The sequence below is a fragment of the Microbacterium sp. TWP3-1-2b2 genome (assembly GCF_049896145.1).
In the GTDB taxonomy this organism is placed as follows: Bacteria; Actinomycetota; Actinomycetes; order Actinomycetales; family Microbacteriaceae; genus Microbacterium.
This window is the reverse complement of sequence record NZ_JAFCTS010000001.1, coordinates 2,294,078-2,307,199: the sequence shown is the minus strand read 5'-3', so window position 1 is coordinate 2,307,199 and position 13,122 is coordinate 2,294,078. Positions and strand designations below refer to the sequence as shown.

General features: G+C 67.2%; 12 protein-coding genes. 8 read left to right on the top strand and 4 right to left on the bottom strand.

What is annotated here, in order from left to right; all coding sequences use genetic code 11:
• Positions 1-55: 55 nt before the first annotated feature.
• The 5 genes from ACP7AR_RS11350 to ACP7AR_RS11330 are packed head-to-tail and all read left to right on the top strand — an operon-like array spanning position 56 to position 6,136.
• Positions 56-880, top strand: coding sequence for an ABC transporter ATP-binding protein (locus ACP7AR_RS11350; protein ID WP_426185757.1), 825 nt, complete (start codon positions 56-58; stop codon positions 878-880).
• Entirely contained in the window at positions 877-1,683 is an 807-nt protein-coding gene (locus ACP7AR_RS11345; protein WP_426185755.1) for an ABC transporter ATP-binding protein, read from the top strand. The genes ACP7AR_RS11350 and ACP7AR_RS11345 overlap by 4 nt, the downstream gene beginning before the upstream one ends.
• A complete protein-coding gene (locus tag ACP7AR_RS11340; RefSeq protein ID WP_426185753.1) occupies positions 1,683-2,774 on the top strand; it encodes an ABC transporter permease in 1,092 nt (363 codons plus the stop codon). The genes ACP7AR_RS11345 and ACP7AR_RS11340 overlap by 1 nt, the downstream gene beginning before the upstream one ends.
• Positions 2,775-2,777: 3 nt before the next feature.
• Complete coding sequence (locus ACP7AR_RS11335) at positions 2,778-3,842, top strand: ABC transporter permease (RefSeq protein WP_426185751.1); 1,065 nt, start codon at positions 2,778-2,780, stop codon at positions 3,840-3,842.
• On the top strand, positions 3,842-6,136 hold the full coding sequence (locus ACP7AR_RS11330) for a glycoside hydrolase family 3 N-terminal domain-containing protein (protein WP_426185749.1): 2,295 nt from the start codon (positions 3,842-3,844) through the stop codon (positions 6,134-6,136). The genes ACP7AR_RS11335 and ACP7AR_RS11330 overlap by 1 nt, the downstream gene beginning before the upstream one ends.
• 212 nt (positions 6,137-6,348) lie before the next feature.
• Here ACP7AR_RS11330 and ACP7AR_RS11325 read toward each other — a convergent pair whose 3' ends face one another.
• The 3 genes from ACP7AR_RS11325 to ACP7AR_RS11315 are packed head-to-tail and all read right to left on the bottom strand — an operon-like array spanning position 6,349 to position 8,791.
• The gene (locus ACP7AR_RS11325) at positions 6,349-6,993 is read right to left on the bottom strand and encodes a response regulator (RefSeq protein WP_426185747.1); all 645 of its coding nucleotides are present in this window, start codon (positions 6,991-6,993) and stop codon (positions 6,349-6,351) included.
• A complete protein-coding gene (locus ACP7AR_RS11320) occupies positions 6,990-8,093 on the bottom strand; it encodes a sensor histidine kinase (RefSeq protein WP_426185745.1) in 1,104 nt (367 codons plus the stop codon). The genes ACP7AR_RS11325 and ACP7AR_RS11320 overlap by 4 nt, the downstream gene beginning before the upstream one ends.
• 5 nt (positions 8,094-8,098) lie before the next feature.
• Positions 8,099-8,791, bottom strand: a complete 693-nt coding sequence (locus ACP7AR_RS11315) for a DUF2306 domain-containing protein (RefSeq protein ID WP_426185743.1) — start codon at positions 8,789-8,791, stop codon at positions 8,099-8,101.
• Positions 8,792-8,901: 110 nt separating this feature from the next.
• Here ACP7AR_RS11315 and ACP7AR_RS11310 point away from each other — a divergent pair, with 110 nt between their 5' ends.
• Entirely contained in the window at positions 8,902-10,398 is a 1,497-nt protein-coding gene (locus tag ACP7AR_RS11310; protein WP_426185741.1) for a SulP family inorganic anion transporter, read from the top strand.
• A 4-nt stretch (positions 10,399-10,402) separates the two neighbouring features.
• Here the strand turns inward: ACP7AR_RS11310 and soxR are convergent, their stop codons facing one another.
• Positions 10,403-10,885 carry a redox-sensitive transcriptional activator SoxR gene (soxR, locus tag ACP7AR_RS11305; RefSeq protein WP_426185739.1) on the bottom strand — a complete coding sequence of 161 codons (483 nt, stop codon included), beginning with the start codon at positions 10,883-10,885 and terminating at the stop codon, positions 10,403-10,405.
• Between the two features lie 86 nt (positions 10,886-10,971).
• Between soxR and fdxA the strand changes: the two genes are divergently transcribed.
• Together fdxA and ACP7AR_RS11295 are read left to right on the top strand one after the other, a co-directional pair.
• Positions 10,972-11,298 carry a ferredoxin gene (gene fdxA / locus ACP7AR_RS11300; protein ID WP_426185737.1) on the top strand — a complete coding sequence of 109 codons (327 nt, stop codon included), beginning with the start codon at positions 10,972-10,974 and terminating at the stop codon, positions 11,296-11,298.
• Positions 11,295-13,121, top strand: coding sequence for a flavin reductase (locus ACP7AR_RS11295; protein ID WP_426185735.1), 1,827 nt, complete (start codon positions 11,295-11,297; stop codon positions 13,119-13,121). Before fdxA ends, ACP7AR_RS11295 begins: the two co-directional genes overlap by 4 nt.
• Position 13,122: the final 1 nt, after the last annotated feature.

Sequence of the window (13,122 nt, the reverse complement as noted above, 5' to 3'; positions counted from 1 at the left end):
CGACGGGCTCAGCAGCATCCTGCCCAGCATCCGTCCCCGCACGAAAGCGATACCCATGCCAGACCCCCTGCTGTCCGTGCGCGACTTCTCGGTCGTGTACGACGTCGACCCGCCCGTCGCGGCGGTGAAGAACGTCACCCTCGAATTGCAGCGAGGCGAGATCCTCGGCCTTGCCGGAGAGAGCGGCTGCGGCAAGACCACGCTCGCGTACGGCGTGCAGCGTCTGCTCAAGGCCCCCGCGGTGATCACGAGCGGCTCCGTCGTCTTCCATGACGCCGACGGCGAGCACATCGACGTGGGCACCCTTGAACCGGAGCAGATGCGCAGGTTCCGTTGGGACAAGGTCTCGATGGTCTTCCAGGGCGCCATGAACGCGCTCAACCCCGTCGCCACCATCGGTGCACAGCTCGAGGACGTGTTCGAGGTGCACCGCCCGGGCATGAGGACGAAGCAGCGGCGTGAGGCCGTCGACGAACTTCTCGAGATCGTCAAGGTCGGCGCGCAGCGCGCCCGCTCGTTCCCGCACGAGCTGTCAGGGGGCATGCGTCAGCGCGTGATGATCGCGATGGCGTTGGCCCTGCGACCGCAGCTGATGGTGATGGACGAGCCGACGACGGCGCTGGACGTGCTCGTGCAGCGCGAGATCCTCCGCCAGATCTCGCAGTTGCGAGCGGAGTTCGGCTTCTCGGTGATCTTCATCACGCACGACCTTCCTCTGCTGCTGGAGATCAGTGATCGCATCGCGATCATGCGAGAGGGGGAGATCGTCGAACTCGACACGGCGGAGAGGATCTGGAATTCCCCGCAGGACGAATACACCAAGACGCTCCTGTCTTCGTTCCCACGCCTCACCGGCGAGAAGGGGGTGGTGGTGCGATGACCGTCCTCGAGATGCGCCACGTCACCAAGACCTACAACGTCCGCGGAGCCGGTCAGCTCACCGCTCTCGACGACGTGAGCTTCATCCTGCGGTCGGGGCAGACGATCGGCCTGGTCGGTCAGTCCGGCAGCGGCAAGTCGACGATCGCGAAGATCCTGACGCAGCTGGAGACGCCGACCAGCGGTGAGGTGCTGCTCGATGACAGGCCCATCCCGCGCCGAGGGCGAGGGCTGCGGACCTATCGGCAGCAACTGCGCATGGTCTTCCAGGACCCGTTCGCCTCACTGAACCCGTACCACTCGATCCGCTACCACCTCGAGCGCCCGCTGCGTCTGGACTCCGTGGTGCCGAAGGGGGAGACCGAGGCGGAAGTGCGCCGGCTCCTCGAGCGGGTGCGGTTGATCCCGGATGCCGTGATCGATCGTCGACCGCACGAACTGTCCGGCGGACAGCGGCAGCGCGTCGCGATCGCCAGGGCGCTGGCTTCGCGACCCGCGATCCTCGTCGCGGACGAACCGGTCTCGATGCTCGACGTCTCCATCCGGCTCGGCGTGCTGAACCTTCTCTCCGACCTGCAGCGCGAAGAGGGACTCGGCGTGCTGTACATCACGCACGATCTGGCCACTGCCCGTCATTTCAGCGACGAGATCATGGTTCTCAACCAGGGGCGGATCGTCGAGCACGGTCCTGCCGACGACGTCATCCTCAGACCACAGGATCCCTACACGCAGGAGCTCCGCGCAGCATCCCCCGATCCTGAGCGGCACTTCGCATCGACGACTCGCAACCTCGGAGGCGAATGATGACCGCCGTTGAACCACAACTGCCCGTCACCGACGATCGGCCGGAGATCGACGCGATCGAGATCGGCACCACGGCGACGAAGGCCGTCTCCGGTCGCTCTCGCATCCCGTGGCGCTTCCTCGGCGGCCGGGCCGCGTTCTACCTCTTCACGCTGTGGGCCGCACTCACCATCAACTTCTTCCTCCCACGGATGATGAAGGGCGACGCGGTCAGCCAGTACCTCGCGCGCAACCGCAACGTGTCGCCGGAGGCGGCAGATGCTCTGCGTGCGCTTCTGGGGCTGGACACCGACAAGTCGCTCTTCCAGCAGTACCTCGACTACTGGGGTCTGCTGCTGCAGGGGGATCTCGGCGTCTCCCTGCTCCATGGCCTTCGCCCCGTCACAGAGGTGGTCGGGCAGGCGCTGCCATGGACCGTGGGGCTGGTCGGATTCGCGACCATCGTGTCGTTCGCGATCGGCACCATCGGCGGCGCCGTCATCGGGTGGCGACGGGGGAGCCGTCTCGAGGCGCTCATCCCGGTCACCACCTTCCTCAGCACGATCCCCTACTTCTGGCTGGGTCTGCTCGCGATCGCCGTCTTCTCGGTCAACCTCGGCTGGTTCCCCATCGGCAAGGCATACGGAGTCGGGATGGTGCCGGGGTGGAACTTCGAGTTCGTCGGCCAGGTCATCCACCACGGCACACTCCCCGCAGTCACGATCGTCATCGCATCACTGGGCGGCTGGATGCTCGGCATGCGCAACATGATGCTCACCGTCCTCGACGAGGACTACATCACCGTGGCGCAGGCGAAGGGCATGCCGAACCAGCGCGTGCTGTGGCGGTACGCCGCTCGCAACGCCGTTCTGCCGCAGATCCAGAGCTTCGCGCTGTCGATCGGCTTCATCGTCGGCGGCACGATCGTGATGGAGATGGTGTTCAGCTATCCCGGTGTGGGCAAACTGCTGCTGGACGCCACCAACGCCAAGGACTACGCCCTGATGCAGGGTGTGTTCCTCGTGATCACCCTCTCAGTGCTGGTCGCCAACATCCTCGCGGATGTCGCCTACGCATTCCTCGACCCGCGCACACGCCAGACGGAGGCCTGAGCCATGTCAACAACAGAGAAGACCGCAACCGCCGGCCGGCGCCAGGCCAGCACCCCCGATACGTTCCTCATCCGCACCAGCGGGTCGGGCACCGGCGGGCCGCGGCAGAGCTTCTGGGCGAAGATCGTCTCGGCGTTCGCGATGTTCCGCAACCGCAAGTCGATCGCCGGCCTCGCGATTCTGGGATTCTTCGTGCTGGTCGCGATCTTCGCTGACGTGCTGGCGCCGTTCTCCCCGACGAAGATCGACAACTCCGCCCGCCTCCAGCCACCATCAGCGGCGCACTGGCTGGGCACGACGCACATCGGAGAGGATGTGCTGAGCCAGGTCATCCACGGCACCCGCGGCGTCATCGTCGTCGGGTTCCTGGCCGCGCTGATCGCGACAGTGATCGCGATCACGATCGGAGTGATCGCGGGTTACCTGTCCGGTTGGAAGAGCGAAGCGCTGTCCGCGCTGACCAATGTCTTCCTCGTGATCCCCGGACTTCCGCTGATCATCATCGTCGCGGCGATGTTCGAGGATCCGCCGCTGGTGCTGATCGCGGCGGTGCTGGGCATCACCGGATGGGCGTGGGGCGCGCGCGTGCTCCGCGCGCAGACCATGTCACTGCGCAACCGCGATTTCGTGCAGGCCGCACGCGCGAACGGTGAGCCGCTGCGACGCATCATCACTGTGGAGATGCTGCCGAACCTGATGGCGCTGATCGCCGCGAGCTTCGTCGGCACGGTGACAGCTGCGATCCTCGGGCTGACGACGCTGTCGTACATCGGCGTGATCCCCGTGACCACCTACAACTGGGGCACGATCCTGAACTGGGCCTCGGCGCAAGGCGCCTTCGGGCAGAACCAGTGGTGGTGGTACCTGCCGCCAGGGCTGTGCATCGCCGCGATCGGCGTCGCCCTGTCGCTGATCAACTTCGGCATCGACGAGTACGTCAACCCGCGCCTGCGCTCCGCCGGTGAGCGGGCCCGCGCGATGAAGAAGAAGGGGCTGAACGTGAACGACGCGGTCACGGCCGTGCGCACCACCGAGGTGGCCGGTCCGGCCACAGAGAACAAGAAGTGATGACCTCCGAGACACTGACTCTCCCGTATCTGGATCCTGCGCTGCCGGTATCGGCGCGCGTCGCCGACCTCCTCGAGCGGATGACCCTCGAAGAGAAGATCGGGCAGATGCTGCAGCTCGACGCCCGTGACGACCTCGAAGACCATGTTCTGCGACGGATGGTCGGGTCGATCCTGCACACCTCGCCGGAGCGGATCGTCGCTGCCCGTGAGCTGACGCTGCAGACGCGCCTGCAGATTCCGCTGCTCGTCGGCGAGGACTGCATCCACGGTCACTCGTTCTGGCCCGGCGCGACGATCTACCCGACGCAGTTGGGGATGGCCGCGTCCTGGGACGCGTCGCTGCTGGAGAAGGTCGCCCGCGCGACGGCCGTCGAGGTGGCGGCGACCGGCATCCACTGGACGTTCTCGCCCGTGCTCTGCATCGCCCGTGACCTGCGCTGGGGCCGCGTGAACGAGACGTTCGGCGAGGATCCGTTCCTGCTCGGCGAGCTCGCGTCGGCCATGGTGCGCGGTTATCAGGGCGATGGGCTGGACGATCCCACGGCGATCCTCGCCACGGCGAAGCACTTCGCCGGATACTCCGAGACCCAGGGTGGGCGTGACGCCAGCGAGGCCGACATCTCCCGGCGAAAGCTCCGGTCGTGGTTCCTTCCGCCGTTCGAGCGCGTGGCCCGCGAGGGCTGCCGGTCGTTCATGCTCGGCTATCAGAGCATGGACGGCGTGCCGATCACCCTCAACGACTGGCTGCTCAGCGACGTGCTGCGCGGCGAGTGGGGGTACACCGGAACGCTCATCACCGACTGGGACAACGTCGGGCGCATGGTGTGGGAACAGCACGTGCAGCCCGACGTCACACACGCCGCGGCAGCCGCTGTGAAAGCCGGCAACGACATGATCATGTCGACGCCCACCTTCTTCGAGGGTGCTCTGGATGCTGTCGCGCAGGGTCTTCTCGCCGAAGACGCCTTCGACACCGCTGTCGAGCGGATACTCGCGCTGAAGTTCGAGCTGGGACTGTTCGAGAATCCGCGGACGCCTGTCGACGGCCTCGAACAGATCGTCGGGACCGCGGAGCACGCGGAACTCAATCTCGAGATCACCCGGCGCTCGCTCGTGCTGCTGGAGAATGACGGCACTCTTCCTTTGTGGCCGGTTGCGCCTGGTGGGCCTGTGTCGCCGGCTGCGCCTGGTGGCGCCACCCCTTCTGCGGCGACCGCACGGATCGCCGTCGTCGGGCCGCTCGCCGATGACGCGCAGGAGCAGCTCGGCGACTGGGCCGGCGGCTCGGGTCAGGCCGGCTGGCTGGACGGTCAGCCGCGCGAGATGATCACGACGGTGCTCGACGGCGTGCGCGCGATCGCGCCCTGGGAGGTCGTGCACGCCCGCGGTGCGGAGATCCTGACGCTCGAACCGGATCCCGCTGGCGCGACATGGCCGGACGGGCAGCCGCGCCCTCCGGTCGTGAAGCCGTGCGCGCCTGATGCCACGCAGATCGCCGAGGCCGTCGCTGCGGCTGAAGCCGCGGATGTGTGCGTCGCGGTCGTCGGTGATGCACAGGGACTGTACGGGGAGGGTCGCTCGACTGCGACGCTCGAACTGATCGGGGGCCAGAACACGCTCCTCGACGCCGTGATCGGAACAGGCACGCCAGTGGTCGTGGTGCTGCTGGCGTCGAAGCCGCTGGTGCTTCCGGCATCCGTCTCGAAGGCTGCCGCGGTGCTGTGGGTCGCGAATCCGGGCATGCAGGGCGGGCGTGCGATCGCCGAGCTGCTGACCGGCGCGATCGAGCCGACCGGCCGCCTGCCGATCTCATTCGCACGGCACGCCGGGCAACAGCCGACGTACTACAACCAGATCCGCGGACAGCACGGCGACCGCTACGCCGACCTCACGCAGTCGCCCGCATGGGCATTCGGCGAGGGGCGCTCGTACACGACCGTCGAGTACAGCGAACTTCAGCTGGCACAGACGGCGCTCGCCGCATCCGACACGGTCGTCGCTGACGTGACCGTGACGAACACGGGCGATCGACCGACCATCGAGACGCTCCAGGTGTACGTGCGCGACCAGGTGACCAGCGTGAGCTGGGCGGACAAGGAGCTCAAGGCCTTCCACCAGGTCCCTCTGGTTCCCGGCGAGAGTGCACGTGTGCGGATCGAGCTGCCCGTCGCGGACTGCACGATCGTGGATGCGGCGGGTGATCGCGTCGTCGAGTCAGGGGAGTTCGAGCTGTTGGTGGGGCCTTCTTCTCGGTCTGAGGCACTCCTCGCCGCCCCATTCACCGTCGGCTGACGCCGGGGGCGTCGGGATCACGCAAAGGGTCGGCGAGGTACTGCAGATCTTCGTGAGTGATGCGGAGCAGGTCCGTGTCGCGCACGTGCACGCCTCATGGGCCGTCGTCGCGACCACACGGATTCGCACCTCACCAGGGCGCGGTTCGGGATCCGGCACATCGCGGACAGCCAGTACTTCCGGCGGGCCGTAAGTGGTGCAGACCACCGCCTTCATCGCCGAGCCCGCCCGGTGTCGTAGGCCCACATCGCCGCCTCGACGCGGTTGCGAAGACCGAGTTTGGTCAGGATCGCACCGATGTGCGCCTTCACGGTTCCCAGTGACACGAACAGCCGGCCGCCGATCTCATCGTTCGTCAGGCCGGCGCTCAACAGGGCGAGGACCTCTTCCTCGCGAGCAGTGAGCGGCTCGGACGGGGCAGCGGCGGGGCGACGCGTCGCGAAGGCGGACAGCAGTCGAGTGGTCACACGCGGGGAGACGAGCGATTCGCCATCGGCAGCGGCGCGGATCGCCTCCCCGATCAGCGTGCCGCCTGCGTCCTTCAGGAGGAAGCCCTTCGCGCCGGCACGCAGCGCGCCGTGCACGTACTCGTCGAGGTCGAAGGTCGTGATGATCACGACGGCGATCGGATCCTCCACGTCCGGCCCGGCGAGTTGCTCGGTGGCGCGGATGCCGTCCATTCCGGGCATTCGGATGTCCAGAAGCGCCACATCGGGGCGCAGCCGTCTGGCCAGTCTCACGGCGGTCGCGCCGTCGGGCGCCTCACCGATCACCTCGATGCCGGGTAGCGTCTCGATCAGCAGTCGCAGTCCGGTTCGGACCGAGTCCTGGTCGTCGGCGATCAGCACGCGGATCATGTCACGCTCCGTGGGACGCGTGCACGCAGCATCCACCCGGCGCCGTCGCGGGGGCCCGCATCCAGTTCTCCGCCGAGCAGCGCCAGACGTTCCGTCATCCCACGCAGGCCGAAGCCGTCGCCCAGCGGCGAAGAACGCCCGTCGTCGATGACCGTGAGGATCACGTCGCTGCCGTCAGTCCTGATGTCGACGTCGATGCCGCGCACGCCGATCGCGTGTCGTCGTGCGTTGGTCACGGCCTCCTGCGCGGCGCGGTAGAGCGTCACGGCGACGAGATCGGCCAGCTCGGACGGCACGTCGATGCGCACCGTGACTCGCGGCGGACCGGACGTGGCAAGCGCCGCTACATCCTCGAGTCCGCGCGTGGGGGAGTACTCGGCCGGCCCGCGCAGGGTGCGGACGATCGCACGCATCTCCTCCAGCGCTGCACTCGCCTCTTTCTCGATCACCGCGAGGGACTCGGCGGTCTCGGCCCCGTGGGCTCCTTGAGCCGTCGCGACCTGAGCCCTGATCGCGATCGCCGAGACGTGATGGGCGACGGTGTCGTGCAGATCGCGAGCGAGGGACGTCCGCTCCTGCGTCCTGGCCATCTCGATCTCGCGGTCCCGGGACTTCGCCCGCTCGCGCCGCAGCGCGCCGAGCAGGCACGCGGTACCGACGAACAGCACACCGGCGATCGCCCCGATGATGCGGTCCTGGGCCGTGCCGGGCGCGAGCGCGGCTGAGGCGAGTACGCCGATCGCGAGGGCTGCCGATCCGGCGATGCGTTCGACACGCGTCCCCCAGCGAAGAAGCGCGTACGGTACGAGCAGAAGGGCGAACATGACCGCCAGTCCCTCTGACGGGACGTCGGTCGCGGCCTGTACGATCGCGAACCCGGTCGTCACGACCGACATGGCCAGCACGAGGATCAACGGATGACGGCGTCGCCATGGCAGGCCGGCGAGCAGGAAGATCGTGACACCGACTGTCGCGTACGGCCAGACCAGATCGGTGCGAACCGATCCCTCGACGACGGCCATGGCGATGAGAACGATCGCGAGCACCGCATCACGGCGCCGGAGCGCGCGGATCGCCTCCGCTGATGGTGTCCACGCCACGCATGCTACGCGACCGATGACTGCGGTCGGCGTCCGCGGCGGATGATGATCTCCGCCACGACGATGTTGATCAGCCAACCGGCATCCATCTGCACGAGACGCCAGAACTCATCGGGCGTGCCGAACGCCAGCGCGAACGGCGCCGAGGTGAGCACCTGGGTCCCTGCGCCCAAGGCCAGGGCATAAGCCCGGATCATCCAGCCACGGTGCGCGTCGATGTCACGGCGAAGCACCGCTCGGACCCCGAGCACGAGGAACGCGAGCATGAGGATGCCGACGATGTAGCGCGACACCTGCAATGCGATGCCGTCGATCGGTGGAACGTCGTAGAACGCCGTCATCCAGAGTCCGCTCAGGGCGACGATGACGCCGGCGGGCACGAGCAGAACGCGTCCTGCGAATCGATGCCAGCCGGGGCGACGCGCGCGCAACCCCGGCAGGAACTGGAATGCGCCGATCCCGGAGTACACCAACGCCGCGATGATGTGCAGGATCACGGGCAGCGGCATCGTCATGAAGCGCGCATTCGCCTCAGTCGTCGGTGCGTCGGCGACGATCTCGCTGATGCGGAAGGCTCCGGCAGCCGAGGGGATGAGTGCGAGGGCGAGCAGGCCGGCGGCGATGAGCACATCGCGGCGGCGGGCAGCACGGGTCGAGGTCGCCTGGCGCTGTGCTGTCGTGCGGGGGAAGGTGGTCATGTCTCCACCGTCGCCGGTCAGCCCATGACGGAGCATCAGCCGATCGGCCAGGATGTCGACGCCTCTCCTTCTCTCGAGGGGCCTCGGCGACAGGAATAGGGTGGACTCTCGTGACTGCCATCGACGAGCGTGCCCGCTACCGCGCGAATCCCTCCGTGCTCACCGCGCTGAAGTCTCCGCGGATGCTCACCCGTGAGGTGCTCGCCGGGCTCGTGGTGGGGCTCGCACTGATCCCCGAGGCCATCGCCTTCTCGGTGATCGCCGGAGTCGATCCCAAGGTCGGTCTGTTCTCTTCGTTCATCATGGCGGTGGCGATCGCGTTCCTCGGCGGGCGACCGGCGATGATCACCGCGGCCACCGGCGCCGTTGCCCTCGTCATCGCGCCGGTCGCGCCCCTGTACGGCATCGACTACTTCATCGCGACCGTGCTGCTCGCCGGTGTCTTCCAGGTGCTGCTGGCGGTGCTCGGCGTCGCGAAGCTCATGCGCTTCATCCCCCGCAGCGTCATGACCGGGTTCGTCAACGCCCTCGCCATCTTCGTCTTCAGTTCGCAGGTGCCGCACCTGTGGGACGTGCCGTGGCTGGTGTACCCGCTCGTCGCCCTCGGCATCCTCGTCATGATCTTCATGCCGAAGATCACCAAGGTCATCCCGGCACCGCTGGTGTCGGTGGTCCTCGTCACCGCCGTCGTGATCGTGTTCGCGATCAACGTGCCGACCGTGGGCGATCAGGGCGAGCTGCCACGCAGCCTTCCCGAGCTGTTCATCCCGAACGTCCCGCTCACCTGGGAGACGTTCACGATCATCGCGCCGTTCGCGCTCGGCGTCGCTGTCGTCGGGCTGCTCGAATCCCTGATGACCGCGAAACTTGTCGACGAGATCACTGACACGCACTCCCGCAAGACCCGCGAAGCCTGGGCGCAGGGCGTAGCGAACATGCTCTCCGGCATCTTCGGGGGAATGGGCGGCTGTGCGGTGATCGGCCAGACGATGATCAACGTGAAGTCCGGAGCGCGCACGCGCATCTCGACGTTCTTCGCCGGCGTCTTCCTCTTCCTGCTGGTCGTCGTGTTCGGCGACTTCGTGGCGACGATCCCGATGGCCGCGCTCGTCGCGGTGATGATCATGATCGCGATCGGGGCGTTCGACTGGCACAGCATCCGTCCGTCGACATTGAAGCGGATGCCGAAGAGTGAGACCTTCGTCATGCTCGTCACCGTGCTGGCGGTGGTCGTCACGCACAACCTCGCCATCGGCGTCGTGGCCGGGGTGATCGTGGCATCCGTCCTGTTCGTCCGTCGCGTCGCGCACTTCGTCACCGTCACCCGCACCGTGTCGGATGACACAGCGCACTACGTCGTCGACGGTGAACTGTTCTTCGCCAGCAGCAACGACCTCACGACGCAATTCGAGTACGCAGCCGATCCCGAGCGCATCGTGATCGACATGTCGCGCTCGCACGTCTGGGATGCATCGACCGTCGCAGCGCTGGATGCGATCGAGACCAAATATGTTCAGCACGGCAAGACCGTGCAACTGCTCGGGCTGAACGACGCCAGCGGCCTGTTCCACGGCAGACTGACCGGAAGGCTCGGCAGCGAGGGCTGAGTGGTCAGCGGTCGGAGTCGTCCAGATCCTGCAGTCGCAGCGGGCCAGAGCCCTGGCTTCCGAGCGCGTCGTCCGGGTTGAGCAGACCGCACGCCTTCATCGAAAGGCAGCCGCAGCCGATGCACCCCGTCAGCTCCCTCTCCAGGCGCTCGATCCCCTCTCGCCGCCGCTCCAGGTCGCGTTTCCATCGACGTGAGGCGCGCTGCCAGTCCTCGTGGCTCGGCGTGTCCGTGAGGGGCACGTCGGCGAACGCCTCCTGCACGTCCGCCAACGGGATGCCGAGTCTCTTGGAGACCGTGATGAGGGAGACGCGCCTGAGCATGTGACGCGGGTACCGGCGCTGGTTGCCGGATGTGCGCGTGGATGCGATGAGGTTGAGCTTCTCGTAGAAGTGCAGGGCGGAGACGGCCACACCTGTTCGCCTGCTCATCTCGCCGATGGTGAGCTGCTCGTCGGGTGCGTGATGCGGAGCATCTTCGGTCGCCATCTCGGCTCCTCTCGCCGTGCTCGATTTGACCTCAAGTGTACTTGAGGTTTTAGCGTGGGTGACATGACTCGAAGGATGATGCCCCGATGACGTATGTGATCGCGCTGCCGTGCGTCGATGTCAAGGATCGCGCCTGCATCGACGAGTGCCCCGTGGATTGCATCTACGAAGGGGAGCGATCGCTGTACATCCACCCCGACGAATGCGTGGACTGCGGTGCGTGCGAGCCCGTCTGCCCTGTCGAGGCGATCTACTACGAGGACGACGTGCCAGAGGAGTGGGCTGATTACTACAAGGCCAACGTCGAGTTCTTCGACGAGATCGGCTCCCCAGGCGGCGCAGCCAAGCTCGGCGTGATCGCGTACGACCACCCGCTGGTCGCGGCGCTGCCTCCGCAGGGAGGAACCGAATGACCGCCGCTCCTCGCGTGGCCATCATCGGCGCCGGACCAGCCGGAATCTATGCGGCAGACATCCTCCTCTCCCGCGTTCCGGACGCTCGCATCGACCTGCTGGAGAAACTCCCTGCGCCTTACGGCCTGGTGCGCTATGGCGTCGCGCCCGATCATCCCCGCATCCGCAAGATCATCGATGCGCTGCACGATGTGCTGCAGCACCCCGCGATCCGGTTGCGTGCGAACGTCGAGGTCGGCGTCGACACCACGATCGCTGAACTGCGGGCCGCCTACGACGGCGTGATCCTCGCCACCGGTGCCGATCGTGACGTGGCGCTCGACCTGCCGGGTGCTGATCTTCCCGGGTCCTTCGGCGCCGCGGACTTCGTCGCCTGGTACGACGCGCACCCCGACGTGCCACGGACATGGCCGCTCGCGGCCGAGACCGTCGCCGTGCTCGGAGCAGGCAACGTGGCACTGGACGTCACCCGCATCCTCGCCAAGCATGCAACAGACCTCGACCGCACCGACACTCCGGACGACGTGCTCGAGGCGCTGGCTGCGAACCCGGTTCGTGACATCCATCTCTTCGTCCGTCGCGGCCCGGCAGACGTCCGCTTCTCGGCGCTCGAGCTGCGCGAGCTGGGGGAGCAGCGCGACGTCGACGTCATCGTCGACCCGGCCGAGCTGGAACTGGACGCGCACGGCGAGCGGATGCTGGAGCAGTTCTCCCAGCGCCGCATCATCCTTCGGACGCTGCGGGGATGGGCTGAACGGCCGCCCTCCTCGCTGACCGCATCGCGCCGCATCCATCTGCACTTTCGCCAGCGGCCTGTGCGGATCGAGGGCGAACAGGACGTCACCGGCATCGAGATGGAGCGCACAGCATCCGACCCGCTGGGTCGCATGATCGGCACCGGCGACCTCGTTCGCCACGACGTGGGGGCTGTCTATCGGGCGATCGGCTATCGGTCGTCATCCGTGCCCGGCGCGCCCTTCGATGAAGCCTCAGGCGTCGTGCCGCATCGTGAGGGCCGCGTCGTCGATGCGGACGGTGTGCCGATCCCGCGCCTGTACGCCACAGGGTGGATCAAGCGCGGACCGATCGGACTCATCGGTTCGACCAAGTCGGATGCTGCGCAGACCGTGCAGCACCTGGTCGATGACCTCGCGACCTCTGATCGGATCGGCGACGAGAGCGACCCGCTCGCGCACCTCACCGACGCCGTCGACTGGACGGGTTGGCTGAGGATCGACGACGCCGAACGCAGTGCCGGCGCACAGCGCGGCCGCGAGCGCACCAAGCTGGTCGACCGCGACGACATGATCGCGACCGCGACGCCGACTCCTTCAGCGGTGGGCGACAGGTTGAAGGCCGCTTTCCGCACGCACCCGGCGGGTATCGCGATCATCACCGCGGCGACGCAGGCAGGACCTGTCGGTCTCACGGCATCCAGTGTCTCCTCCGTCGCGGTGGATCCCGCGGCGATCATGTTCTCGGTCACCAGAGCGACGGGCAGCGCTGGGGCGCTCCTCGACGCCGACACATTCGTCGTGCACCTCATCGACGAAGACCACACCGATCTCGCTCAGAGCTTCGCGACCAGCGGTGCCGACCGGTTCACCCCCGAACAGGGGTGGATCGCGCTCGACTCCGGCGAACCGCACCTGCCCAGCGCCAGAGCTGCGCTGCGATGCCGGGCACTGCACACCATCCCGGTCGGATCGTCGACCGTGGTGATCGCCGAGGTGCTCGATGTCGTCGCCGGGCCGTCCGGCCGCCCCCTGGTCTATCTCGACCGACGCTTCCACTCCCTGCCGACCCACTCTGAAAGGAACTGAC